Consider the following 23,708-nt stretch of genomic DNA (forward strand, 5'->3'; position numbering starts at 1 on the left):
GGATCAGGCCGAGCCCGCCGGCCGCACCGGCAGGGTGACGTTCATGATGGTCGGGTCGTCCGGGTCGGGCTTGACCTTGAAGCCCAGCGTGCGGCACATCGCCAGCATGGTGCTGTTCTCGCGCAGCACCTGGCCTTCGACCACGTTCAACCCCTGCCAGCCGGCGTATTCGATCATGATCTGCATCAGTTTCCAGCCGATGCCGTGGCCCTTGAGGTCGGAGCGGATCAGGATGCCGTATTCGCCGCGGTCGTAATCGGCGTCGGCGTGCAGGCGCACCGCGCCGAGCATGTCGCCGCTCTTCGGGTCGATGGCGACCAGCGCGATCGAGCGCGCGTAGTCGAGCTGGGTCAGGCGCGCGATGAACTCGTGGCTGAAATGCCTGACCGACTGGAAGAAGCGCAGGCGCAGGTCGTCGTCGCTGACGCGGGCGAAGAACGCGCGGAACAGCGCGTCGTCCTCCGGCCGCACCGGGCGCACGAAGGCGCGGCCGCCGTCGGACAGCGCGATGCTGCGTTCCCACTCGGTGGGATACGGGAAGATCGCGAAACGCGGATGGCCGCGACCCTTGTGCAGGCGCCGCACCGGGGCGATGGCGATGCGCGCGTCCAGCGCGATCACGCCGTCGCGGTCGGCCAGCAGCGGATTGAGGTCCAGGCCGCGGATCTCGGGAATGTCGGCGGCCAGCTGCGCCAGCTTGACCAGCACCAGCGCCACCGCGCGCTCGTCGGCGGCCGGCACGTCGCCATAGGCCTTGAGGATGCGCGAGACGCGGGTGCGGCCGATCACCTCGTGCGCCAGGCGCAGGTCCAGCGGCGGCAGCGCCAGGGTCTTGTCGTCGATCACTTCCACCGCAGTGCCGCCGCGGCCGAACACCAGCACCGGGCCGAACACCGGGTCGTCGGCGATGCCGGCGATCAGCTCGCGCGCCTTGGGCCGCACCAGCGTCGGCTGCACCAGCACGCCTTCGATGCGCGCGGCCGGGCGCAGTTCGCGCGCGCGCTGCAGGATCGAGGTGGCCGCCATCTGCACCGCCTGCAGCGTGCCCAGGTTCAGGCGCACGCCGTCGACATCGGACTTGTGCGGGATGTCCGGCGAGAACACCTTCACCGCCACGGTGGCGCCCTGCTCCAGCAGCGGCTGCGCCAGTTCCATCGCCTCGTGCGCGTCGCGCGCGACCATTACCGCCAGCGAGGGAATGCCGTAGGCCAGCAGCAGCGCGTGCGTGGCCACCGGGTCCAGCCACTGCTGTCCGTCGGCCAGCGCCGCTTCCACCAGCGCGCGCGCGGCCACGGCGTCCACCACGAAATCGGCGGGCAGGCTCGGCGGCGTCTCCATCAATGCGGCCTGCGCCTGGCGGTAGCGCACCAGGTGCTGGAAGCCGCGCACCGCCTCGGCCTCGCTGGGATAGGTCGGCACGCGCGCGGTGTTGAGCGTGGCCGTGGCCTGTTCGTCGTTGCCCAGCCACACCGCGAACACCGGCTTGTCGCGCAGCTGCCGCGGGCGCAGGCCGAGCGTGCGGGTCAGCGCCTGCGCGGCGTCGGCCGAGGAGGTGAACGCGGTCGGCACGTTGACCACCAGCAGTGCGTCGTTGGCCTCGTCGGCCAGCAGCGCTTCCACCGCGGCGGCGTAACGCTCGCCGCCGGCATCGACCACGATGTCCACCGGGTTGTCGCGCGACCAGCCGCTCGGCAGCGCCTGGTCCAGCCGCTCCACCGTGGCCGGCGACAGCGCCGCCAGGGTGCCGCCCAGCGCCTGCAGCTGGTCCACCGCCAGCCGGCCGATGCCGCCGCCGTTGCTGAGGATCGCCAGCCGGTGGCCGGGAAACGTGCCGAGCCGGCCCAGCGTCTCGGCGGCGGTGAACAGTTCGTCCAGGGCGTTGACCCGCAGCAGCCCGGCGCGGTTGAACGCCGCGCCGTACACCGCGTCGGCCGCGGCCAGCGCCTGCGAGTGGGTAGGCGCGCGCGCCTCGGCGCCGCGCGGCTGGCGGCCGGACTTGACCACCACCACCGGCTTGGCGCGCGCGGCCGCGCGCGCGGCGGACATGAACTTGCGCGCGTCGCTGATCTGGTCGACATAGAGCAGGATCGCGCGGGTGCGGTAGTCGGCGGCGAAGTAGTCGAGCAGGTCGCCGAAATCCACGTCCAGCGCATCGCCCAGCGACACCACCGCGGAGAAGCCGATCGAGCGCGCCACGCCCCACTCCACCAGCGCGGCCGCGATCGCGCTGGATTCGGAGATCAGCGCCAGGTCGCCGGCCTGTGGCGTGTGCGCGGCGATGGAGGCATTGAGCCGCGCGTGCGGCGCGATCACGCCCAGGCAGTGCGGGCCGAGGATGCGCATGCCCCTGGGCCGCGCCGCCGCCTCCACCTGCGCGGCGAGCGAGCCGGGACCGCGGCCGAGCCCGGCGGTCAGAATGATGGCCGCGGCCACGCCCAGTTCGGCCGCCGCGGCCACCACCGACGGCACCATCGCCGCCGGCGTGGTGACCACCACCAGGTCCGGCACCCATGGCAGGTCCTTGAGCCGCTTGACCGTGCGCATGCCGTCGATCTGCGCGTGGCGCGGATTGACCCAGCCGATCTGCCCGGCGAAACCGGCCGCGCGCAGGTTGCGCACCACCGCGCGTCCGGCCGAGCGTTCGCGCGGGCTGCCGCCGACGACGGCCACCGAGCGGGGACGGAACACGGTCTGCAGGTGATAGATGCTCATCGCGACGCCGACAACGGGAACGCGATCAAAGGTACACGCGCAGGGGCGGCATTGGCATGAGCAGGATCAACCGGCATCGGCCGCGCCGCGGTCCCGCGGCGGAGATCACTTCCTGAGCGAATGGCCCAGCACGCCGATGGACACCAGCACGATCGCGCCGTAGTCCACGATCCGCGGCGCGCCCAGCATCGTGCCTGCAGCGAACGCCAGCACGCCGGCGAGGATGGGCAGCATCCACGGATTCCAGCGAAATGCGTCGGGGGCAGCGGGTTCGCCCTCCATGATCGCGCTGACGTCGGTGTCCAGCGCCGCGGCCAAGCAGACGCGCGTCTCGCGCGAGGCGGCGCCCTCGGTCTCCACCCGCTGCACGGTCCGCAGGCTCAGGCCGGCGGCGGCGGCCAGCTGTTCCTGCGACCAGTGCCTGGCCTCGCGCAGGCGGCGGATGATCGTCGGGTTCAACTTCATGTCCTGCTCCATGCGGCGGCTCCTGTACGGGGAGCCCCGACTGTAGGTTCCGCCGCCGATCATGCCACGCCAGGCCTGCGCCAACGGCCCGCCAACCGGCCGCCAGCCCGCCTACAGCAGCGTTCCGCCCAGGATCATCGCGGCGATGCTGAAGTAGATGACCAGTCCGGTCACGTCCACCAGCGTGGCCACGAACGGCGCCGACGCGCTGGCCGGGTCGAAGCCCAGCCGCTTGAGCACGAACGGCAGCATCGAGCCGGACAGCGAGCCGAAGGTGACGATGCCCACCAGCGCCGCGCCGATGGTCGCCGCCAGCAGCTTCCAGTGCGCGCCGTAGTCGTGCAGGCCGGCCAGCTGCCAGACGGTGATGCGCACCACGGCCAGCAGGCCGAGGATGCCGCCCAGCACCACGCCGGTGGGCAGCTCGCGCAGCGCCACCTTCCACCAGTCGCGCAGGCGCAGTTCCTGCAGCGCCAGCGAACGGATCAGCAGCGAGGTCGCCTGCGAGCCGGAGTTGCCGCCCGAGCTCATGATCAGCGGGATGAACAGGGTCAGCACCACCGCGCGCGCCAGTTCGTCCTCGTAGTGCTGCATGGCGCTGGCGGTGAGCATCTCGCCGAGGAACAGCACGCTCAGCCAGCCGGCGCGCTTTCTGATCATGTCGAAAAAGCCGATCTGCATGTACGGCTTGTCCAGCGCCTCGACGCCGCCGAACTTGTGTACGTCCTCGGTGGATTCGTCGATCAGCGCGTCGAGGATGTCGTCCACGGTGACGATGCCGAGCATGCGCTGCTGCGCGTCCACCACCGGGATCGCCAGCAGGTCGTGGCGGCGGATCAGCTGCGCCACGTCCTCCTGGTCCAGCAACGGGCCGACGCTGACCGGCGGGTTGACCTGGGCCACGTCGAGGATCGAATCCTCCGGTGCGCCGGTGATCAGCCGGCGCATGGTCACCACCTGGCGCAGCTGGCGGCTCTGCGGGTCGAGCACGTAGATCGCGTAGACCGTCTCGCGGGTGCGCTCGACCTCGCGGATGTGCTGCAGGGTCCGGGCGACGGTCCAGTCGGCCGGGACGCTGACGAACTCGGTGGTCATCAGCGCGCCGGCGGTGTTGGGCGGATAGCCGAGCAGCAGCTGGATCGAACGGCGCGCGTCCGGCTCGAGCAGCGGGATCAGCCGCGCGCGCTCGGCCTCGTCCAGTTCATGCACGATGTCGGTGGCGCGGTCGTCGGCCATCAGCCCGAGCAGCGCGGCGGCGCGGGCCGGCGGCAGCGCGGCGACCAGTTCGCCGGCGCGCTGCAGTTCCGGCGCTTCCAGCAGCTTGACCGCGCGCGGCAGCGGCAGCGCGGCCAGCACCGTGGCGGCCTGCGCCCGGTCGAGCTGGTTGAGGTGGACCACCGCGTCGGCGGTGTTGAACTGCGCCAGGGGCGCGCCGAGGGTGCTGGCATCGGCGGCCGGACGCAGGAGCTGCTTCTGGTTCATCGTGGTTCGCCTTGCCGGCCCGTGGCCGGCTGCAGGTTGCGGGCGCAACGCCGGCACCGGCGAACCAGCCCGCTAGGCGTTCACCGTCTCCGGCGTCGAACGAGGTCGACGTCTACTGTCGCTGGGCATGGTGTGGACTCCGAAGGATTGCCGCGCGGCGCGGCCGGCGGCTGCGCGAGTCTGCGACCGCCACGCAGCGGGGTCAAGCACGCGCGCCGGGATTTTCCAAGCCGGCGGGCGCGCGCTACTCTTTCCGGCAGCACGCGCATGCGCCCGATCCGGCGGCCGCGCTGCCCTTCCTTCTCTTCACTTCGAGCGTGATCCCGATGCATGGCGGCGGTCTGGAACTGGCCCTGGTACTGCTGCTCGCGGCGGTGATCGCCGTGCCCGTGTTCAAGCGTTTCGGGCTGGGCGCGGTGCTGGGCTACCTCGCCGCCGGCGTGGCGCTGGGGCCGCACGTGCTGGCCTTCGTGCACGATGCCGACCGCATCCTCAACGCCGCCGAGATCGGCGTGGTGATGCTGCTGTTCCTGATCGGCCTGGAACTGTCGCCGGCGCGGCTGATGGTGATGCGGCGCCCGGTGTTCGGCGGCGGCACCGCGCAGGTGCTGCTCACCGCCGGCGTGCTCGGCGGGTTGTTGCTGCTGTACCACTTCCACTGGAAGAGCGCGCTGGTGGTCGGCACCGCGCTGGCGCTGTCCTCCACCGCGGTCGGGCTGCAGCTGCTGTCCGAGCACAAGGCGCTCAACAGCGACTACGGCCGCTTCGGCTTCGCCATCCTGCTGTTCCAGGACCTGGTCGCCATCCCCCTGCTGGCGGCGATCCCGCTGCTGGGCGGCATCCGCAACGAGACCCTGACCTGGCAGAACGTGGCCACCGCGGTGGGCGCGCTGGCCGTGGTGATCCTGCTCGGCCGGCCGGTGCTGCGCCATCTGTTCGGCATGGTCGCGCGCACGCGCATGCCGGAGGTGTTCACCGCCAGCGCGCTGCTGGTGGTGCTGGGCACCGCCTGGCTGATGCAGAAAGCCGGGCTGAGCCCCAGCCTGGGCGCGTTCCTGGCCGGCGTGCTGCTGGCCGACTCGGAATTCCGCCACGAGATCGAATCGCAGATCGAGCCGTTCAAGGGACTGCTGCTGGGGCTGTTCTTCATCGCCGTCGGCATGAGCATCGACCTGGCGCGCATCGCCGCCGAGCCGACGGTGATCGCCATCGGCGTGGCCGCGCTGCTGGCGGTCAAGTTCGGCCTGCTGGTGCTGATCGGCCTGGGCGCGCGCATGCCGCTGCGCAGCGCGCTGATGCTCGGCAGCGTGCTGTGGCTGGGCGGCGAGTTCGCCTTCGTCGTCTTCAACGAAGCCGAACGCGCCGGCCTGCTCGGGCGCATCAACCACGACCGCCTGGTCGCCATCGTCAGCCTGTCGATGGCGCTGACCCCGCTGTTGATGATCGGCCTCAAGTACCTGCTGCGGTCGCAGGCCCCGAGCCGGGGCCCGGAACGCGCGCCGGACAACCTGAACGATGCCCAGGCCCAGCACCCGCAGGTGCTGATCGCCGGCATGGGCCGCTTCGGCCAGATCGTCGCGCGCCTGCTGACCGCGCAGCGCATTCCGTTCGTGGCGCTGGAAGCCGACCCGGACACGGTGGAAGACCTGCGCCGCTTCGGCAACCACCTCTACTACGGCGACCCCACCCGGCCGGACCTGCTGCGCGCGGCCGGCGGCGACCAGATCCGCGTGTTCGTGATGGCCATGGACGACCCGGACACCAACCTGCGCGCGGTGCGGCTGGTGCGGCGCCTGTACCCGCAGGCGCGGGTGCTGGCGCGCGCGCGCAACCGCCAGCACGCGTGGAAGCTGATGGACATGTCGGCCGAGCCGTTCCGCGAGGTGTTCGGTTCCAGCCTGGAGATCAGCGAGCGCGTGCTCACCGCGCTGGGCATGGCCGAGCACACCGCGCGCGAGCACGTGCGCCGTTTCCGCGAGCACGACGAAAAGCTGCTCAAGGCCCAGCACCTGGTCTACGACGACGAGGCGGCGGTAATGCAGACCTCGCGCGACGCCCGCGCCGACCTGATGCAGCTGTTCGAGGCCGACGTCGGCGACAGCGACGCGGTAGCCGAAAAACCGGCGGCCGGCGAGTAGCGCACCCGGCGTTTCCCGTAGGAGCGGCTTCAGCCGCGAACGGGCTTTACCGCGAACGCCCCATCGCGGCTGAAGCCGCTCCTACGCAGGCGCGGACGTTCGGCTGCAGCGCGGTGCTGCCGGGAACATCCACTGCAAGGAACATTCACCCGCAGCCACGCCGCAATCCTCGTAGGAGCGGCTTCAGCCGCGAACGCGGCTTTACCGGGAACGCTCCATCGCGGCTGAAGCCGCTCCTACGCAGGCGGAGATGTTCGGCTGCAGCGCGGTGCTGTCGAGAACATCCACCACAAGGAACATTCACCCGCAGCCACTCCGCATCCCCGTAGGAGCGGCTTCAGCCGCGAACGGGCTTTCCCGGGAACGCTCCATCGCGGCTGAAGCCGCTCCTACGCAGGCGGGAATGTTCGGCTGCAGTGCGGTGCTGCCGGGAACATCCACCGCAAGGAATATTCACCCGCAGCCACGCCGCAATCTCTGTAGGAGCGGCTTCAGCCGCGAACGGGCTTTATCGGGAACGCTCCATCGCGGCTGAAGCCGCTCCCACGTGGCGCGTGCTATCCACCGCAGCGCGCGTACGGCGCGCTCAGCCGCGGTCGCGCAGGAAACGGGCCATGGAGGAGACGCCCGGGACCGCCGGCTCGAACTCGCCGGCCACGTCGATGAAGCCGCGCATGACCGCGATCTCGCGCGGGCTGCGGCCCAGCGCGTCGCGCAGGTCGGGGTCGGCGCCGGCGCGCAGCAGGCGCTGCACCAGCAGCGGCAGGCCGTGCAGCGCGGCCAGGTGCAAGGGGCCGAAGCCGCGCGGGTCGCGCACGTCCAGCGCCACGTCCTCGTCGAGCAGGCGTTCGACCGCGGCCAGCACCACGTGTTCGTCGCAGGCCGTGCCCGGTTCGGCGCGCGCGCCGAGCAGCAGCAGCAGCGGGGTGACGGTGCCGGCCGAAGGCTGGTCGGCTTCGGCGCCGGCCAGCAGCAGGGTGTCCAGCAGCGCCAGCAGGCGCGAACGGTCGCGCGCGGTGAAGCCGTAGAGCGCGGCGCAGTGCAGCGGCGCCAGCTGCTGGTCGTCGCCGGCGTGCACGTCGGCACCGGCGGTCAACAGCCTGGCGACGATGTCCGGCAGGCCCAGCGCCGCGGCCAGCATCAGCACGGTGACGCCGCCGGGCAGGCGGTGGTCGATGCGCGCGCCGGCGTCGAGCAGGGCGGTGACGATCGCGGCCTGGCGCATGCTCACCGCCGCCGACAACGGCGTGGCGCCGCTGGCGGCCGCGTGCTGCGGGTCGGCGCCGCGCGCCAGCAGCAGGTCCACGGTGGCGACATGGCCGCCGCCGGCCGCGCGCAGCAGACCGGTGCAGCCCTGCGCGTCGACCGCGTCCACCGGCAGCCCCAGGTCGATCAGGCGGCGCACCGCGTCGGCGTCGCCGGCCATCGCCGCGGCGGGCACGTCGGCCTCGCGCAGGGCGCGCAGCGGCAGCGTCCAGCCGCGCCAGTCCAGCCAGTCGGCCAGGTCGCGGCGGCCACTGGACAGGGCCACGCCGAGCGGTGTCTGCCCGTCGGCGGCGCGCGCGTCGGGCGAAGCGCCCTGCATCACCAGCAGTTTCAGCGAGGCCTCGCGCGCCAGCGCGGTGGCCAGGTGCAGCGCGGTCATGCCGTGGCTGTCGCGCGCCTCGCGGTCCGCGCCGTGCGCCAGCAGCCAGTGCTGCACCTTCAGCCAGCCCAGGCGCACCGCCAGCGCCAGCGGCGGATCGCCGGCCGGCGAAGCGCCGAACGGATCGGCACCGCGTTCGAGCAGCTCCAGCACGAACTGTTCGGTGCCGCGCGAGCCCTGGTCGTGCTGCGCGCAGGCGGCCAGCAGGCGGCCCAGCCCGCCGCGGCCGGCCGGCGACACGCCGTGGCGCAGCAGCACCTGCAGGGTCGGAATGGCGTCCACGCCGCGCGCCAGCAGCGCGAACATCGGCGTGTCGCCGCAGGCGTCGGCCACTTCGGCGTCGGCGCCGTGCGCCAGCAGCCAGTCCACCACGCGCGGCTGCAGCGCCAGTTCCACGTCGTGCAGCAGGGCGCCGAGTTCCGGCGCCGCGCACAGCCGCGCCAGCGGCGCCATGCCGTCGGTGTTGCCGAAGGCCAGCGCCTCGCGCAACAGCGCCAGCGGGGCGCGGTCGTTGAGCTGCGCCGGCGCGGCGGTGTCGCCCGTCTCGCCGGCGAGCGCGTCGCTGACCGCGGCCGGCAGCGGATAGGCCGGGTCCAGCAGCGTGACGATGCTCCAGCGCCCGGCGGCGGCGGCATGGTCGATGGCGCGGCGGCCATCGGCGGCGGCCGCATCGGCGGCGATGCCCAGGTCCAGCAGGCGCCGCACCAGCGCCGCGGTCACGTTCTCCGCGCGGCAGGCCAGCAGCACGGCATTGCAGCCCTCGCCGTCGACCGCGGCGACGTCGGGCTTGTGCGCGAGCAGGCGTTCGAGCACGCCGGCATGCGCCTGCGCGGCCGCGTCCAGCCACGGCGTGCGGCCGGCCGCGTCGCGCGGCTCGATGTTGGCGCCCGCGGCGAGCAGCGCCTCGACGATGTCCACGTGCCCGGCGGCGGCGGCCTCGTGCAGCGCGCTGCGCCGGCGGCGGTCGCGTGCGTCCAGCCGCGCCTTGTGCTTGAGCAGCAGCTGCACGCCGGCCGGATCGTCGTCTTCGGTGGCGGCGGCGGGAATCAGCACCGGCACGCCGTCGGCCGGTTCGACCTTGGCGCCGCGTTCGAGCAGGAACCGCGCCAGCCGCCAGTTGCCGGCCTGGCAGGCCACCGCCAGCGGGCTGTGGCCTTCCTGGTTGAGCGCGTCGATCTCGGCCGCCGCATCGCGCAGCAGCGCGGCCACGCCGGGGTCGGAACTGCGCGCGGCGTGGTGCAGCGGGGTGTTGCCGTCGGCGTCGGTGGCGCGCGGATCGGCGCCGTTGGCCAGCAGGGTCATCACCGCCTCGGGACGGCCATGCCAGCTGTCGCGGGTGGCGGCCAGCAGTGGGGTCATGCCGCGGTGGGCCAGGTTCACGTCCACGCCGCGGCCGATCAGCGCGCGCAGCAGGCGCAGGTCGGGCAATACCGCGGCCAGCACCACCAGGCTGCGCTGGTCGCGCGAATCGTCCGGCGGCAGCGCATGCGGGTCGGCGCCGGCCTCGAGCAGCTGCAGCGCGCGGTCCACGCGCCCCACGCGCGCGGCCTCGTACAGCTGCGGCGCCAGTTCGTGCGGCGCCAGCGGTTCCAGCGGCGCCGGTTCGGCCTGCGCCTCGGCGAATGGATCGAATGTCTGTGCGGCCGGCGCGGCGGCCTGCGCGACGGCGGGCAGCGCCTGCAGCGCGGCGTGCAGCAGCGGCGAAAGCAGCGCGGTGGCGATCGCCAGCGGCCAGCGCACGCCATCGCCGACCAGGCCGGGCCAGGCCGGGGCGACCACGGCCGCGCACAGCAGCCACAGCGCCAGCGCCGCGCCGACGCCCTGCCAGGAATCCATGCCGCGCGCGGACAGCGCCTGCCAGTGCGCGCGCAGCGTGCCGCCGCCGCGCTCCAGTGCCTGCCACAGCGGCCAGGTGCGCCACAGCGCCGCCACCGCGATGCTCACCGCCACGCACAGCGCCAGCACCGCCTGCAGGCTGCCGCTGTCGTGCAGCGCCGCCAGCGGCCAGGACACCAGCAGCGCCAGTACCAGCGCGCCGCCGGTCCACACCGCCAGCAGGCCCGGCAGGTCCTGCCGGAACTGCGCGGACAGCGGCGCGGCCGCGCGCGTGCGCCGCCACCACGACACGCCCAGCGCGAACGCCGGCTGCGCCAGCAGGCCGCAGGCGGCCGCGGCGACGCCGCCGAACGCGGTGGCGAGCGCGAGCAGCGCGCCGGCCGCCAGCGCGCCCAGGGCACGGGTACGCAGGACGTCAGTCATCGCGGCCGTCGATGCGGGCGATCTTCACCGGCGCCAGGGGCTGCGGCGGCAGCTGCAGGTGGAATCCGTGCGCGGCCAGGTTGGCGCGCACGAGCGCGGCGTCGGCCTGCGCCAGGCGCCGCTCCGGGGTCAGGGCGACCTCCAGCACGAACGCGAACGGCGCCAGGGCGGCGCCGAGCGTGGCCGGGATCGCGTCGAAATCATCGCGCTTGGCAAGGTAGACGTAGGTGTCCTGCTTGCGTTGGCTTTTATATACGTAGGCTTGCATGCCCGCGGGCTTTGCCCTGCTTGGGAATGCAAGGGATTGTGTCGGAAACCCGACGCCTGTGAAAGGCATGCGCTTATGCGGGCGTCAGCTTTTCGGCCGGCGCTTCATTCATTTTCATCAAGAAACGCGCACGCCATCACCTCGCGCGAAAACCGTGCGCTGCGCGGCGCCCCGATATACTCGCGCCCCGTCCAAGCCCCGGAAGACCGCGTGACCGCCGCATCGCCACCACGCCAGCTCCCGCTGAACGTCCTCGCGCACAGCGCCACCACCGCGCTGGGCGCGGGGCTGGAGGCGCAGCGCCAGGCGCTGGCGCAACGCCGCAGCGGCCTGCGCCGCAACGATTTCGGCACCGACCCGCTGGACTGCTGGATCGGCCGGGTCGAGGGCGTGGAGGAGGTGGCGCTGCCGCCGGCGCTGGCCCGCTTCGCCTGCCGCAACAACGCGCTGGCGTGGCTGGCGCTGCAGCAGGACGGCCTGACCGATGCGCTGGCCGGCGTCGTCGCCCGCCATGGCACCCGCCGCGTGGCGGTGGTGATGGGCACCTCCACCTCCGCCATCGGCGCCACCGAGGAGGCCTATGCGCGCCTGCAGACCGACGCCGGAGGCATGGCGCATTTCCCGCCGGAGCTGCAGCGCCCGCGCATCCACACGCCGCACGCGCTGGGCGATTTCGTCCAGGCCGCCACCGGCCTGCGCGGCCCCTGTGTGACCGTGGCCACCGCCTGTTCGTCCAGCGCCAAGGTGTTCGCGCAGGCCGCGCGGCTGATCCACGCCGGCTTCGCCGACGCGGCCCTGGTCGGCGGCGTCGATACGCTGTGCGGCAGCGTGCTGTTCGGCTTCCACTCGCTGCAGCTGGTCGCCAGCGCGCCCTGCCAGCCGTTCGACGCGCGCCGCAGCGGGCTGTCGCTGGGCGAAGCCGGCGGCTACGCGGTACTGGAGCGCGCCGATGCCGGCCCCGCCACCGCGCTGCAGCTGCGCGGCTACGGCGAATCCAGCGACGCCCACCACATGTCGGCGCCGCATCCGCAGGGGCTGGGCGCGCGCCTGGCGATGGAGCAGGCGCTGCGCAGCGCCGGGCTCGAGCCGGCGCAGCTGGGCTACCTCAACCTGCACGGCACCTCCACCCCGGCCAACGACAGCATCGAGGCCGCCGCGGTGGCCGCGCTGTTCCCGCCGTCGCTGCACGCCAGTTCGACCAAGGGCTGGACCGGCCATACCCTGGGCGCGGCCGGCATCGTCGAATCGGTGTTCGCGCTGCTGGCCTTGTCCGACGGGCTGCTGCCGGGCACGCTCAACAGCACGGTTCCCGATCCGGCCTGCGGCCCGCAGATCCGGTTCGACAACGCGCGGGCGGACATCGGCCACGCGATGAACAACTCCTTCGGCTTCGGCGGCAACAACTGCTCGCTGGTATTCGGCAAGGTGGAATGAAGCGCATGCGCGAAGCGATCGTCGAAGGCATCGGTTTCTGGGGCAGCGGCCTGCCCGACTGGGACGCGGCCTGCGCCTGGGTGCGCGAGGGGCTGCGCCCGGCGCAGGCGCAGGCGCGCCCGGCGCCCACGCTGCTGGCCGCCAACGAGCGCCGCCGCGCGCCGGCCACCGTGGCGGTGGCGCTGGAGGCGGCGCAGGCCGCCTGCGAGGCGGCGGGGCGCGAGGCAACGGCGCTGCCGTCGGTGTTCGCCTCCACCCACGGCGAGATGTCGATCACCGATTACATGTGCGCGACGCTGGCCAGCGACCCGCGCGCGGTGTCGCCCACCCGCTTCCACAACTCGGTGCACAACGCCGCCGCCGGCTACTGGACCATCGGCACCGGCGCGCACGCGCCGGCCACCGCGATCAGCGCCGGCCCGGGGAGCTTCGCGCAGGGCCTGATCGAAGCGATGGCGCAGCTGGCCGCCGGCAGCGAGGCGGTGCTGCTGGTCGCCTACGACGGACCGGCCTGCGGGCCGCTCGCCGAAATGGCGCCCAGCGAAGGCCTGCTCGGCGTCGCCCTGGTGCTGTCGCGCGTGCCCTGCCCCGGCCTGCCGGTGCTGCGCATGGAACTGGCGCAGCACGCCGGCATGGACCGCGGCGACGCTGCCGGGCCGCTGTCGCGGCTGCTGGCCGGCAATGCCATGCAACCGGCGCTGCCGCTGCTGGAAGCGCTGGCGCTGGAACGCGAGCAGGTACTGCTGCCGGCCGGCGCGGACCAGTGGCTGCGGATCGACATCGGCCATGGCTGAGCCGCGCATGCTGCGCCCGGACGACGTGGCGGTGGTGATCCCGGCGCTCAACGAAGCGCTGCGCATCCGCGAGGTGGTGAGCGGCGCGCTCGCGTATTTCCCGCACGTGATCGTGGTCGACGACGGTTCGGACGACGGCACCGCCGACCTCGTCGCCGACCTGCCGGTCACCGTGCTGCGCCATGCGCGGCGCAGCGGCAAGGGCCAGGCCCTGCGCAGCGGTTTCGCCGAAGCTGCGCGGCGCGGCCTGCGCGGCGTGCTGACCCTGGACGGCGACGGCCAGCATGCGGCCGCCGACCTGCCGCGGCTGCTGGCCAGCGCCAACCGCCACCCCGGCTGCATCATCATCGGCGCACGCCTGCGCAAGCGCGCCTCGCAGCCGCTGTTGCGGCGCCTGGCCAACGAGTTCGGCGACTGGGGCGTGGCCTGGGGCACGCATTACCAGGTCGCCGACAGCCAGAGCGGGCAGCGTTTCTATCCGGCCGACGTGATCGCGATGCGCGAGGTACCCGGCGAGGATTTCGTATTCGAGGCGCAGGTGCTGATCTCGGCCGCGCGGCAACTGGGCACGCGCTGCGTATCGGTGCCGATCGAGTCGCGCTACCGCGCCGCCGGCAGCGACGAATGCTTCCGCCCCAGCCACTTCCGCCCGCTGCGCGACCTGACCCGCATCACCACGCACATCGTGCGGCTGGCGCTGCGCCATGGCCACGTGCGGCAGGTGCACCGCGCGATCCGCGCGCATCCGCCGGTGATCGATGAAGGCGGCAACTAGGGAACAGGAACCCGTTCCCGCTCCCCGGTGCCTCAGCCCATGCCGCCGTTGACGCCGATCACCTGGCCGTTGATGTAACCGGCATCCTCGCCGCACAGGAAGGCGACCAGCGCCGCCACCTCCTCCGGCCGGCCCGCGCGCGCGGCGGGCACGGTCTGCCTGATCAGCTCCGGCGGGAACGCATCGACCGCCATCCTGCCTTCGATCACGCCCGGCGCGACGACATTGACGCTGATGCCGCGGCTGGCCATTTCCCGCGCCAGCGACTTCGAGGCGCCGTGCAGCGCCGCCTTGGCCGCGGCGTAGTTGGTCTGGCCGCGGTTGCCGAGCACCGCCGCCACCGACGAGACGCTGACGATGCGGCCCCAGCGCGTGCGCGCCATCGGCAGCAGCAGCGGCTGGGTGACGTGGAAGAAGCCGTGCAGCGACACGTCGATCACCCGCCGCCACCGCGCCGCGTCCATGCCGGCCATCGGCGCGTCGTCGTGCACGCCGGCGTTGTTGACCACGATCTGGATCGGGCCGTCGGCCAGCAGCTGCTCCAGCGCCGCCGCGGTCGCCTCGCCGTCGGCCACGTCGAAGGCCACCGCCTGCGCGCTGCCGCCGGCCGCGGCGATCTCCGCCGCCACCGCCTGCGCCCGCGCCAGGTTGCCGTTGGCGTGCACGATCACATGGGCGCCATCGGCGGCCAGGCGCCGGCAGATCGCCCCGCCCAGGTCGCCGCTGCCGCCGGTCACCAGCGCGCGTCGTTTCGTATTCATCGCGGTTTCTTCCTGCATGTCGTTGCGGTCATTGTCCCGGCTGCAGCATCACCGCCGCGCGGCCTTCGGCCAGCACGCGCGCGCCGTGGGTGATGCGGAAGCCGTACTGCTGGCTGGTTTCCGCTTCGGCGAGCACCTGCGCGGTCGCTTCGATGGCGCCTTCGAGATCGTCGATGCGCGCCACGTGCAGCTGCACCTCGCGCAGCGCCACCAGCACGCCGGGCACCACTGCGCCACCACGTCCGCGCGCGCGCAGGCCGCCGTGCACCGCCATCGCCTGCGCGCCGTACTCGCACAAGTGGATGGCGCGCAGCTGTCCGCCGCTGCGCAGCGGATGCGCCGGATCGCGGTGGCTGAAGGCGCGCAGCGCGATCTCCGTCGCGCTCCAGGCGTGCACTTCGTCCCACAGGCACATGCCGCCCTGGTGCGGCACCAGACGCAGGATGTCCTCACGCGCCAGCATCGGCGGCCTCCTGCCAGGGGTGGCGCGAAACCAGCAGCGCCAGCACGAAATTGCACACCACGCCCAGCGCCACCGTGCCGCCAATGGCGCGCAGCACTGGAATCGACGACAGGCCCAGCAGGCTGAACACCAGCAGCGTCATCGCGCTGCACACCAGCAGGCCGTGCAGGGTACGCAGCTGGTCGGCGTGGCTGTCGCCGGCGTGCTCGAAGAACAGGCCGTAGTCCAGGCCCAGGCCGGCGGCGAGGATCAGCCCGATCAGGTGGAACAGGTTCAGTTCGATGCCCATGCCGCGCAGCAGCGCCAGCACCACCAGCGTGGTCAGCGCCATCGGCAGCAGCACGCGCAGCACCCGGCGCGGCGAGCGCAGCGCCGCCCACACGGTGGCCGACAGCAGCAGCACCGCCACCGCCAGCGCCATCAGCACGCGGCCGCGGTATTCGGCCACCAGCGATTCGGAGGCGTGCTTGAGGTCCAGCAGCTCGGCGCCGTGCAGGCGCGCGCTGGTCGCCACCGCGGCCACGTCGTGCAGGCCGCTCAACGACACCAGTGCCGTGGCATGGTCGGCGCCGCGCAGCAGCAGGCCATCGACCGCGGTGGCCAGTGGCGTGCCGTGCAGGTCCTGCGGCTGCAGCGCGGGCGCGCCGCGGGCGCGCTGCAGGTCGGCGACGAAGGGCTCGAACGCATCGTCGCGGAACGGCGTGGCAGCCACCGCCGCGGCCAGCGCGGCGCGCAGCGTGGCCTCGTCCGGCAACCGCTGCTGGCGCTGGCGCTGCAGCGCCGCGCTGGGCAGGTAGCGCGCGGCCATGTCGTAGCGGTCCAGCGCGCCGTCGGCGACGAGCTGGTCCAGCACCGGCCGCAGCCGTTCGCTGGCGGCCAGCGCCGCCTGCGCGTCGGCGCCGCGCACGGTGATCACGTAGCGCACGTCGGGCGCGCCGAGCTCGGCGCGCAGCTGCGCGTCGCGCTGCAGGTCGGCCGGGTCCACCGGCGTCAGCTTGCCCAGGTCGTTCTGCCAGAACGGCCCCGGCGCCCACACCAGCACCGCCAGCGCGGCGACCGCCAGTACCGCCAGCGACCAGCGCGGGCGCGGCAGCCGCCGGGTGTGGCGCCACAATCGGGCCAGCCACGCCGAATCGGCGAAATCGCGGGTGGCAGGGTCGACCAGCGCCGGCAGCAGGTAGCGCGTGGCCAGCGCCGCGGTGACCAGCGCGGTGATGGTGAACACCGACAGCTGCTTCAGCCCGGCGACGCCGGAGAACAGGAAGGTGAGGTAGGCGATGCAGGTGGCGACCACGCCGGTGCCCAGCGTCGGCCACAGCGCGCGCACGTTGTCCCACGGCGAGCGGCCGGGGCGTTCGTGGCTGAAGAAGTGGATGGGATAGTCCTGCACCACGCCGATCAGGGTGAAGCCGAAGGCGATGGTGATGCCGTGCACGCCGTCGAAGGCCAGCGCCACCGCCGACAGCCCGGCCAGGCCGGCGCTCGCCAGCGGCAGGAACCCCAGGATCGGCATCTTCCAACTGCGGTAGGCGATCCACAGCAGCAGGATCATGCCGATCGTGTCGATGGTGCCGATGGTGCCGGCCTCGCGCGCGGTGCGGTTGCCGATCTTCACCGAGAACGCGCCCGGCCCGCTCATCTCCAGGCGGCTGCCGCTGTCGCCGGCGACGCGCGCGAACGCGCCCTCGAGGGTGTCCACCGCCTGCTGCTGCGCGCCGGGATCGAAGCCGGCCGCGCGCGTCTGCACCAGCAGCAGCGCCTGCCGGCCGCTGCGGTCGAACCAGACCTCGTCGATGCGCTGCGGCGCATTGGCCGGCTGCAGCGCTTCGGCCACGCGCAACACCTGCAGGGTGGGATCGGACGGCAGCAGCGGCTCGACCAGCGCGCCGGCAGGCGACCCCAGGTCTTGCAGCCGCGCCTGCAGTTCGTCGTGCAGATGGTCGGCGCTGAACGCGTCGCCGGGCAGGTCGTCGATCAGGTAGCGGTAGGGCAGCAGGCGTTCGGGAAACGCATCGAGCCCGGCCTGCGCGCCGTTGGCGACCAGTTCGAACTGCGGATCGGCCGCCAGCGCCTGCTGCAGTTGCCGCGACTGGTCGGCCAGCCGATCCGGCGCCGCACCGGACAACGCCAGCAGCAGCAGCCGCGCGCCGGGGCCTTCGCCCAGCTCGTCGAGCAGCAGCTTCTGCGCCGGGGTGCGCGCATCGGGCATGAATCTGCGCAGGTCGCCGCTGACCTGCACGCGCGCGCTGACCCAGGCGGTGATCAGGCCCAGCAGCAGCATCCAGGCGATCGCCAGGCCGATGCGCAGGCGCGGCGTGGACTTCAACGCCGGCTCCCGTCCTGGCCGGCCCCGGCGCCCGCGCCGTCATGGCACAGCGCGGCCAGGGCGTCGGCCTGGCGCACGCCGCTGGCGGCGCCGGCCGCGCCGCCCAGCAGGGTGCGCTGCAGGTCGCCGCGCGCCGGCTGCGTCTCGATGCAGCGCAGCTCGCCATCGCGCCCGCGCAGCGTCACCGCGCGCACCCGTGCGGCCAGCGCCTGCGCCCTGGGCGTGAGCACCAGCTGCCAGCGCTGCGCGGTGCCCGACGCCTGCAGGCGATAGGCCTGTTCCAGCGCGGCCAGGTCGCCGGACAGCAGCGCGCCGAAGCTGGCCTGCAGGTCGGACAGCTCGGGCACGCGCTGCAGCGAGAACACGCGCGGCGGCTTGCCGGCGCGGGCGATGCTGACCCTGCCATCGGCGATGGTGGTGGTTTCGGCGTAGGGCGCGCGCACCTCGCGCACCAGCGTCGCCGCATCCGGGCGCCGGTACTGGCCTTCGACCCGCAGCGGCTCTTTCAGCAGCGCCGAACCGCGCAGTTCGACGAAACCGGTCTGGCTCGGCACCGGCTGCGCCAGCTGGCGCAGGATCCAGGCCGCATCAACGTCGGCCGCCATCGCCGGCACGCTGCCGCAGGCGGCCAGCAACGCCGCCAGCATCCAGCGGCGCGGGAAGTGAGGCTTCGGAATGCCAGAAATCATAGAAATTGAACCAGTTCCAGGGAGCGCCGCGCAGGTGGTGTTCCAGCCTGCCGGCATAACGGTGAACCAGCGCCGACAGGGCCTCGGCGCGCTGCGCGCGCGGCACGTCGAGCGCCGGCGCGAACGGCTCGAACAGCAGATCGTAGCGGTTGCCGCCGCGGTACAGGCCGAAGGCCAGCATCACCGGCGCCTTCAGCACGCTGGCGATCAGCCACGGCGCGGTGGGGAACGGCGCCGGCGCACCGAGCAGGGGCGCGTGCAGGGCGGCTTCGCCCGGCCGCGCGCGGTCCACCAGCAGCGCCACCATCGCGCCCTCTTCCAGCGCCTGCTGGATGGCCAGCACCACCGCCGGCCCGCCCTGCCCGGCATCGATGATGCCCGCGGCCAGGCCGGGGTCCAGTTCGGCCAGCAGGTCGGTGATGGCGGCGTTGTGGGCGCGGTCCAGCAGCACCCGCAGCTTCAGGTCCGGCCGCTGCCGGCCCAGCGCGCGCAGCGCGTCGAAGCTGCCCAGGTGCGAGCCGAACAGCAGCACGCCACGGCCCTCGTCCAGTTGCGCGAGCAGCTCCGGCGTGCCCTCGGTACGGATGTCGAACAGGTTCATGCGCCCGCCGAGCAGGAACACCCGGTCGAGGATGGTCGCGGCGAAGGTGTGGATGTGGCGCGCCACGTCCCACAGCCCGGCGCGGCGGCCCAGCGCGCGACCGAGGTAGGCGCGCGAGGCGCGCCGTTCGGCGCCGCGCACCAGCAGGAAATAGGCGGTGATCGGATACAGGCAGAGCCGGGCGACGCCACGGCCGCCATGGCGGGCGATGCCGGCGATCAGGCGGATCGCGGCGCGGCCGCCGCCCTCGGGCCGGCGCTTCCAGTCGGCCTCGCTCATGCCGCCGTGCCTTCCGTGCCGGCCACCAACTCGCCGCGCGCGAGCAGTTCGTCGCCGCGCCATACCCGGAACTTCCAGCGCGGCGCCTGCCCGTCCAGTTCGACCCGCGCGGCCTGCCCCGGCAGCAGCGGCGCCATGAACTTCACCTGCGGCAGGCGCAGCGCCGCCAGCGGCGCGCCGGCCTGCGCCTCGGCGGCGCGCAGCACCTGCTCCAGCACCACCACGCCCGGCACCAGCGGCCGTCCCGGGAAATGGCCGGGCAGGCAGGGATGGTCGTGGGCAATGGTGAACTGCATGGCGTGGCGGGCGGCGGCGTCGGCCACAGGATACCCGCGGCCCACGGCGTTCAGCGCAGCAGGTCGCGCCAGAACGCGGGGCCGAGCTGGCTCATCTGGCGTACGAACTGGCCGGCGCTGCGGTACGGGCGCTGCGGGAACAGCCGGCAGCGCAGCGCGTACTCGGCCACCAGGAAGCCGCCGATCAACCCCCAGTCGGCGACGTTCGCGCACCACGACCACTGCGCATGGCTCAACGGCCAGCGCGGCTGCCAGCCGAACGCGGCCAGCAGGCCGTCGGGTACCGCGCTCATCGCCAGCGCCAGGTTGATCGCCGCCAGCAACGCCAGCAGCAGCGCCCAGGCCGCGGTCAGGCGCCGCGTATAACGTTCCAGCCGCGCGTCGACCGGCACCCCGGCGCGCGCGTGCAGGGCCTGCACGATGCGCGTGATCAGCGCGGTGCGGCCCGGCCGCAGCGAGCGCGCGAAGCCCCAGGCCACCAGCAGCGGGAACACCACCGGCGGCGCCAGCAGCAGCATCCACGCCCACGGCGAGCGTCCCAGCCAGGCCAGCAGCAGCGCCGACGCGAGCAGCGCGGCCCAGGCCGCGGCGCGGCGCCGCGCCAGCGCGTCGAGCAGGCACAGCAGCACCAGCCCGAACAGCGCCAGCGCCGCCCAGCCGCCCTCGTTGCGCACGCTGGCCACGTGCGAGAACACCGGGTAGGCCAGCAGCAGCGCGATGCGCAGGACGCTTGCCGCCGGCCCGTGGCCGGGCGCGTGGCCGGCGTCGCCCATGGCGGTCAGGCGGTCCGGTTGGCCTGCACGTGCGCCGACAGCGCGCGCAGCGAGGCGAAGATGCGGCGGTTGTCGTCGTTGTCCGAACGCAGCTGGAAGCCGTAGCGCTTGCCGATGGCCAGGGCCAGTTCCAGCGCGTCGATCGAATCCAGGCCCAGCCCGTCATTGAACAGCGCCGCCTCCGGGTCGATCGCCGCCGGGTCCACGTCTTCCAGGTTCAGGCTCTCGACCAGCAGCTGCGCCAGCTCGCGCTCGGCCTCGGTTTGTTGCGACATTGCCACTTCCATGAAGAGATGATGCGCAACGATCCGGTATCGCCGCCCGCGGCGCAACCATGGCCGTCGCGGCGCGCGCGCTATCATGGCGCTTTCTGCAGCACCGATCCGCCGCGCAATGACGTTCCCGCACCCCCGTCTCCCCGCCGTATTCCCGCTTTCCTCCCCTGCCGGCCGCCGCGCCCGCGGGAGCGCGCGATGAACGCGGTTTCCGGCTTCGCGCCCGCCGCCGGGCTGGAGGTGGACTACGCCGATCCGGCGCGGCTGCCGGCCCTGCTGGCCGATCCGCAGGTGCTGGCGGTATTCGGTTTCCAAGCCGGCGACGGCGCCCCGGCCAGCGACGACCCACGCTACCTGCAGGTCGGCCTGCAGCCCGAGGGCGAAGCGCGGCTGGAGGTCTGGCGCGGCACCGGCCCGGTGCGCAGCGGCCGCGAAGCCGACGGCCTGGCCTGGGCCAGCGACGGCGCGCTGATGTTCGGCGCGCTGCAGATCGACGAATCCCGCCACGGCGGCATCCTCGAGGCAGCCGCGCACGCCTATGCGCGGCTGCTGTCGGCGCTGCCGCAGCACGGCTACCCGCACCTGCTGCGCATCTGGAACTACCTGGACGCGATCACCGAGGGCGAAGGCGACGACGAGCGCTACCGCCAGTTCTGCATCGGCCGCGCGCGCGGCATCGGCACCATCGACGCCGGCACCCTGCCGGCGGCCACCGCCATCGGCCGCCTGGATGGCGTGCGCGTGCTGCAGGTCTACTGGCTGGCCGCGCGCGAGCCCGGCACGCCGCTGGAAAACCCGCGCCAGGTCAGCGCCTGGCGGTACCCGCGCCAGTACGGCCCGCAGTCGCCCAGCTTCGCCCGCGGCATGCTGGCCGCGCCGGGCAGCGCGCTGCCGCTGCTGCTGTCGGGCACGGCCAGCGTCGTCGGCCACGCCACCCTGCACGGCGAGGACACTCTGCGCCAGCTGGAGGAAACCTTCGCCAACCTCGACGCGCTGGTGGGCACGGCGCGCGCGCGGCTGCCGGCGTTGCCGGCGCATTTCGGCGCGGGCAGCCGGCTGAAGGTCTATGTGCGCGACGCAGCGGAGATCCCGGCCGTCCGCCAGGCGCTGGCGCGGCACCTGCCGGCGGAGGTGCCGTACATCGTGCTGCATGCGGAAGTGTGCCGGCGCGATCTGCGGGTGGAGATCGACGGGGTGCACGGCGCCTGACTGCGGTTTTCGTTGCCGTTGCCGTTGCCGTTGCCGTTGCCGTGATTTTGCTTTTGCTTTTGCTCTGGTTTTTGACTTCCGGGTCCCCTTCCGCAGCGACGGAGCCGGCGGGAAAAACCCGAAGGGCGACGCACATGGATGTGCGTCGTTTTTCTACGCGACATGGATGTCGCGTAGAAAAATCCCGTCGGCGGAGTGGACCCGGCGCGCGCAGCGCGGCGGGCGCGTAGGCAGGGGCGTGTTTCTTTGGGCCACGTTTCTTTGCACGAGCAAAGAAAGGTGGCTCGCGCCCCGAAGGGGAGCGAAAGCCTTTGATTCTGTTTCTGCCCTTGTTCTTGCTTCCCCTGGATGTTGTTGCCAAAGCGATAGGCAAAGGGTCAAGGCAGAGGCCAAAGGCAAAGCATGAAAGCGGAAGCTTGAAAGCAGAGCTTTCGCCCCTGCTTCGCAGGAGCGAGTTACTTCTCTTTGCTCGTGCAAAGAGAAGTAACCAAGAGAAACACGCCCCTGCCTACGCGCCCAGCCCGCTACGCGGGCTGGGTCCACTCCGCCGGCGGGATTTTTCGACGAGACATCCATGTCTCGTCGAAAAACGACGTGCATCCATGCACGTCGCCCCTGCGGGGTCTAATCCGTCGGCTCCGTCGCTACGGAAGGGGACCCAGAAGTCAAAAGCCAAAAGCAATGGCAATGGCAATGGCAATGGCAACGGCTGAGTCAGCCTTCGCCGCGCAGCAAGGCCAGCACCGCATCCCTCGGCAGCTTCCCCGTCTCGTTGCGCGGCAGGCACGCCACCCGGCGCAACGGCCGCGGCAGGAACACCGGATCCATGCCCGCGCGCAGATCCTGCAGGATCCCGGCGTCCTCCCGGTCCGGCGCCACCACCAGCGCCGCGATGCGGCCCACCGCCTGGCCCGGTTCGGGGTCCAGCTGCACCATTACCCCGTCGCGCACGCCGGGCACCGCCAGCAGGCGCCGTGTCAGGTCGCCCAGCGAGGCGCGCTTGCCGGCGATCTCCAGCAGGTCGGCGCGGCGGCCGCGCAGCAGGAAACGCCCTTCCGGCAGCAGCTCGACCAGGTCGGCCAGCAGCACCGCATCGGGCAGGTGCGGCGCGTGCACCCAGGTGCCGTCCTCCTGCGGTTCCAGGCGCACGCCCGGCAGCAGCGTCCACGCCTGCTCGCGGGCGGTGCGGCGGCGGGCGAAGATGCAGGTCTCGGTGGAACCGAATACTTCGCGCACCTCGGTGGCGAAACGCGTTTCGGCCGCTTCGGCCAGCGGCTGCGGCAGCGGCGCGGTGGCGGTGACGATGCCGGCCAGCGGCGGCAGCTCCACGCCCGATTCGACCAGGGCCTTCAGGTGCACCGGTGTGGTGACCAGCAGCCGCGGCGCGGGCACCTCGGCCAATGCCTGCGCCACGTCCTGCGGGAAGAACGGCCGCCCGGCGTGCAGCACCGCCGGCGCCAGCAGCGGCAGCAGTACCGACATCTCCATGCCGTACATGTGCTGCGGCGGCACGGTGGCGACCACCGCGGGCGCGCGTTCGCCCCACAGGTCGCCCAGCGCCTGCAGGTTCTGCGCGGTGCTGGTCACGAACGCGCCCCAGGTCTTGGGGTTGGCCGCCGGCGCGCCGGTGCTGCCCGACGTGAAGCCGATGGCGACCAGCTGCGCGGCATCGAGCCGCGGGGTTTCGCCCGGCTGGCGCGGCAGGTCCTCCGGCAGCGCGAACCAGCCGGCCGGCAGCGGATCGGGCGCGGTGTCGCCCAGGCACCACGTCTGCGCATGGCGCTGCTGCACCTCGGCCACCACCGCCGGCGCACGCGAGGGCGGCAGCAGGTTCACCTGCCCGCGCAGCGCGACCGCGCAGAAGCAGACCAGGAAGCGGTAGCGGTCCTCGCACAGGTTGACCGCATGGTGGCCGGGCGGCAGCAGCGCGGCCACGCCGCGCACGTGCTCGAGGAAGGTGGCCAGATCGATCCGCGTGGCGCCGGCCACCGCCAGCGGCCGCCCGGGCGCGCCAACGGCGAGGGGATGCAGGGAAGAAGACATCGGATGGGCAGCAGGCACGCG

The 23,708-nt window shown here is 73.0% G+C and carries 19 protein-coding genes; 5 read left to right on the forward strand and 14 right to left on the reverse strand.

All coding sequences use genetic code 11. The features are described 5' to 3' along the window. Positions 1 to 3: 3 nt before the first annotated feature. The 3 genes from ABTV91_RS01675 to mgtE form a co-directional block, all read right to left on the reverse strand. Positions 4 to 2,712: a bifunctional acetate--CoA ligase family protein/GNAT family N-acetyltransferase gene (locus ABTV91_RS01675; RefSeq protein WP_433852920.1), complete on the reverse strand. Its 2,709-nt coding sequence runs from the start codon at positions 2,710 to 2,712 to the stop codon at positions 4 to 6. A 105-nt stretch (positions 2,713 to 2,817) separates the two neighbouring features. Continuing rightward, positions 2,818 to 3,177 carry a helix-turn-helix domain-containing protein gene (locus ABTV91_RS01680; RefSeq protein ID WP_433852921.1) on the reverse strand — a complete coding sequence of 120 codons (360 nt, stop codon included), beginning with the start codon at positions 3,175 to 3,177 and terminating at the stop codon, positions 2,818 to 2,820. A gap of 111 nt (positions 3,178 to 3,288) precedes the next feature. Beyond that, a complete protein-coding gene (gene mgtE, locus ABTV91_RS01685) occupies positions 3,289 to 4,659 on the reverse strand; it encodes a magnesium transporter (protein WP_433852922.1) in 1,371 nt (456 codons plus the stop codon). 326 nt (positions 4,660 to 4,985) lie between these two features. On the opposite strand from mgtE, the gene ABTV91_RS01690 reads away from it, so the two are divergent. Continuing rightward, positions 4,986 to 6,797 carry a monovalent cation:proton antiporter-2 (CPA2) family protein gene (locus ABTV91_RS01690; RefSeq protein WP_433854091.1) on the forward strand — a complete coding sequence of 604 codons (1,812 nt, stop codon included), beginning with the start codon at positions 4,986 to 4,988 and terminating at the stop codon, positions 6,795 to 6,797. A 586-nt stretch (positions 6,798 to 7,383) separates the two neighbouring features. Here the strand turns inward: ABTV91_RS01690 and ABTV91_RS01695 are convergent. Both ABTV91_RS01695 and ABTV91_RS01700 read right to left on the reverse strand, forming a co-directional pair. After that, positions 7,384 to 10,701, reverse strand: coding sequence for an ankyrin repeat domain-containing protein (locus ABTV91_RS01695; RefSeq protein ID WP_433852923.1), 3,318 nt, complete (start codon positions 10,699 to 10,701; stop codon positions 7,384 to 7,386). Beyond that, a complete protein-coding gene (locus tag ABTV91_RS01700) occupies positions 10,694 to 10,969 on the reverse strand; it encodes a YcgL domain-containing protein (protein ID WP_055767125.1) in 276 nt (91 codons plus the stop codon). The genes ABTV91_RS01695 and ABTV91_RS01700 overlap by 8 nt, the downstream gene beginning before the upstream one ends. A gap of 243 nt (positions 10,970 to 11,212) precedes the next feature. On the opposite strand from ABTV91_RS01700, the gene ABTV91_RS01705 reads away from it, so the two are divergent. Genes ABTV91_RS01705 through ABTV91_RS01715 form a run of 3 tightly spaced genes read left to right on the forward strand, consistent with a single transcriptional unit; the run spans position 11,213 to position 13,972 of the window. After that, positions 11,213 to 12,403, forward strand: a complete 1,191-nt coding sequence (locus ABTV91_RS01705) for a beta-ketoacyl-[acyl-carrier-protein] synthase family protein (protein WP_433854092.1) — start codon at positions 11,213 to 11,215, stop codon at positions 12,401 to 12,403. Between the two features lie 5 nt (positions 12,404 to 12,408). Continuing rightward, positions 12,409 to 13,197: a beta-ketoacyl synthase chain length factor gene (locus tag ABTV91_RS01710; protein WP_433852924.1), complete on the forward strand. Its 789-nt coding sequence runs from the start codon at positions 12,409 to 12,411 to the stop codon at positions 13,195 to 13,197. Continuing rightward, positions 13,190 to 13,972, forward strand: coding sequence for a glycosyltransferase family 2 protein (locus tag ABTV91_RS01715; protein WP_433852925.1), 783 nt, complete (start codon positions 13,190 to 13,192; stop codon positions 13,970 to 13,972). Before ABTV91_RS01710 ends, ABTV91_RS01715 begins: the two co-directional genes overlap by 8 nt. 32 nt (positions 13,973 to 14,004) lie before the next feature. Here the strand turns inward: ABTV91_RS01715 and fabG are convergent, their stop codons facing one another. The 8 genes from fabG to ABTV91_RS01755 are packed head-to-tail and all read right to left on the reverse strand — an operon-like array spanning position 14,005 to position 20,435. Further along, positions 14,005 to 14,733, reverse strand: coding sequence for a 3-oxoacyl-ACP reductase FabG (fabG, locus tag ABTV91_RS01720; RefSeq protein WP_433852926.1), 729 nt, complete (start codon positions 14,731 to 14,733; stop codon positions 14,005 to 14,007). A gap of 28 nt (positions 14,734 to 14,761) precedes the next feature. After that, positions 14,762 to 15,196 carry a phosphotransferase gene (locus tag ABTV91_RS01725; RefSeq protein ID WP_433852927.1) on the reverse strand — a complete coding sequence of 145 codons (435 nt, stop codon included), beginning with the start codon at positions 15,194 to 15,196 and terminating at the stop codon, positions 14,762 to 14,764. Then, positions 15,183 to 17,477, reverse strand: coding sequence for an MMPL family transporter (locus ABTV91_RS01730; RefSeq protein ID WP_433854093.1), 2,295 nt, complete (start codon positions 17,475 to 17,477; stop codon positions 15,183 to 15,185). The genes ABTV91_RS01725 and ABTV91_RS01730 overlap by 14 nt, the downstream gene beginning before the upstream one ends. A gap of 41 nt (positions 17,478 to 17,518) precedes the next feature. Beyond that, positions 17,519 to 18,169, reverse strand: coding sequence for a LolA-related protein (locus tag ABTV91_RS01735; protein ID WP_433852928.1), 651 nt, complete (start codon positions 18,167 to 18,169; stop codon positions 17,519 to 17,521). Then, on the reverse strand, positions 18,111 to 19,091 hold the full coding sequence (locus tag ABTV91_RS01740) for an acyltransferase (protein ID WP_433852929.1): 981 nt from the start codon (positions 19,089 to 19,091) through the stop codon (positions 18,111 to 18,113). The genes ABTV91_RS01735 and ABTV91_RS01740 overlap by 59 nt, the downstream gene beginning before the upstream one ends. After that, complete coding sequence (locus tag ABTV91_RS01745; RefSeq protein ID WP_433854094.1) at positions 19,088 to 19,387, reverse strand: hypothetical protein; 300 nt, start codon at positions 19,385 to 19,387, stop codon at positions 19,088 to 19,090. The genes ABTV91_RS01740 and ABTV91_RS01745 overlap by 4 nt, the downstream gene beginning before the upstream one ends. A gap of 50 nt (positions 19,388 to 19,437) precedes the next feature. Next, complete coding sequence (locus ABTV91_RS01750) at positions 19,438 to 20,160, reverse strand: ketosynthase (RefSeq protein ID WP_433852930.1); 723 nt, start codon at positions 20,158 to 20,160, stop codon at positions 19,438 to 19,440. A gap of 5 nt (positions 20,161 to 20,165) precedes the next feature. Next, positions 20,166 to 20,435, reverse strand: a complete 270-nt coding sequence (locus tag ABTV91_RS01755; protein WP_433852931.1) for a phosphopantetheine-binding protein — start codon at positions 20,433 to 20,435, stop codon at positions 20,166 to 20,168. Positions 20,436 to 20,633: 198 nt separating this feature from the next. Between ABTV91_RS01755 and ABTV91_RS01760 the strand changes: the two genes are divergently transcribed. Further along, positions 20,634 to 21,644: a pteridine-dependent deoxygenase gene (locus tag ABTV91_RS01760; protein ID WP_433852932.1), complete on the forward strand. Its 1,011-nt coding sequence runs from the start codon at positions 20,634 to 20,636 to the stop codon at positions 21,642 to 21,644. 714 nt (positions 21,645 to 22,358) lie between these two features. Here the strand turns inward: ABTV91_RS01760 and ABTV91_RS01765 are convergent. Further along, entirely contained in the window at positions 22,359 to 23,687 is a 1,329-nt protein-coding gene (locus ABTV91_RS01765; protein ID WP_433852933.1) for an AMP-binding protein, read from the reverse strand. Between the last annotated feature and the right edge of the window lie 21 nt (positions 23,688 to 23,708).

The sequence above is a fragment of the Stenotrophomonas nitritireducens genome (assembly GCF_050984405.1).
Classification (GTDB): Bacteria; Pseudomonadota; Gammaproteobacteria; order Xanthomonadales; family Xanthomonadaceae; genus Stenotrophomonas; species Stenotrophomonas nitritireducens_B.

What these genes read in the sequence shown, in the direction of transcription:
- ABTV91_RS01680 (WP_433852921.1), bottom strand. Translation starts at nt 3,177, where the DNA reads ATGAAGTTGAACCCGACGATCATCCGCCGCCTGCGCGAGGCCAGGCAC.
- ABTV91_RS01710 (WP_433852924.1), top strand. Translation starts at nt 12,409, where the DNA reads ATGCGCGAAGCGATCGTCGAAGGCATCGGTTTCTGGGGCAGCGGCCTG.
- ABTV91_RS01730 (WP_433854093.1), bottom strand. Translation starts at nt 17,477, where the DNA reads ATGCTGCTGCTGGGCCTGATCACCGCCTGGGTCAGCGCGCGCGTGCAG.
- ABTV91_RS01765 (WP_433852933.1), bottom strand. Translation starts at nt 23,687, where the DNA reads ATGTCTTCTTCCCTGCATCCCCTCGCCGTTGGCGCGCCCGGGCGGCCG.
- ABTV91_RS01715 (WP_433852925.1), top strand. Translation starts at nt 13,190, where the DNA reads ATGGCTGAGCCGCGCATGCTGCGCCCGGACGACGTGGCGGTGGTGATC.
- ABTV91_RS01755 (WP_433852931.1), bottom strand. Translation starts at nt 20,435, where the DNA reads ATGTCGCAACAAACCGAGGCCGAGCGCGAGCTGGCGCAGCTGCTGGTC.
- ABTV91_RS01760 (WP_433852932.1), top strand. Translation starts at nt 20,634, where the DNA reads ATGAACGCGGTTTCCGGCTTCGCGCCCGCCGCCGGGCTGGAGGTGGAC.
- ABTV91_RS01690 (WP_433854091.1), top strand. Translation starts at nt 4,986, where the DNA reads ATGCATGGCGGCGGTCTGGAACTGGCCCTGGTACTGCTGCTCGCGGCG.
- ABTV91_RS01745 (WP_433854094.1), bottom strand. Translation starts at nt 19,387, where the DNA reads ATGCAGTTCACCATTGCCCACGACCATCCCTGCCTGCCCGGCCATTTC.
- fabG (WP_433852926.1), bottom strand. Translation starts at nt 14,733, where the DNA reads ATGAATACGAAACGACGCGCGCTGGTGACCGGCGGCAGCGGCGACCTG.
- ABTV91_RS01675 (WP_433852920.1), bottom strand. Translation starts at nt 2,712, where the DNA reads ATGAGCATCTATCACCTGCAGACCGTGTTCCGTCCCCGCTCGGTGGCC.
- ABTV91_RS01740 (WP_433852929.1), bottom strand. Translation starts at nt 19,091, where the DNA reads ATGAGCGAGGCCGACTGGAAGCGCCGGCCCGAGGGCGGCGGCCGCGCC.
- ABTV91_RS01700 (WP_055767125.1), bottom strand. Translation starts at nt 10,969, where the DNA reads ATGCAAGCCTACGTATATAAAAGCCAACGCAAGCAGGACACCTACGTC.
- mgtE (WP_433852922.1), bottom strand. Translation starts at nt 4,659, where the DNA reads ATGAACCAGAAGCAGCTCCTGCGTCCGGCCGCCGATGCCAGCACCCTC.
- ABTV91_RS01735 (WP_433852928.1), bottom strand. Translation starts at nt 18,169, where the DNA reads ATGCTGGCGGCGTTGCTGGCCGCCTGCGGCAGCGTGCCGGCGATGGCG.
- ABTV91_RS01750 (WP_433852930.1), bottom strand. Translation starts at nt 20,160, where the DNA reads ATGGGCGACGCCGGCCACGCGCCCGGCCACGGGCCGGCGGCAAGCGTC.
- ABTV91_RS01695 (WP_433852923.1), bottom strand. Translation starts at nt 10,701, where the DNA reads ATGACTGACGTCCTGCGTACCCGTGCCCTGGGCGCGCTGGCGGCCGGC.
- ABTV91_RS01725 (WP_433852927.1), bottom strand. Translation starts at nt 15,196, where the DNA reads ATGCTGGCGCGTGAGGACATCCTGCGTCTGGTGCCGCACCAGGGCGGC.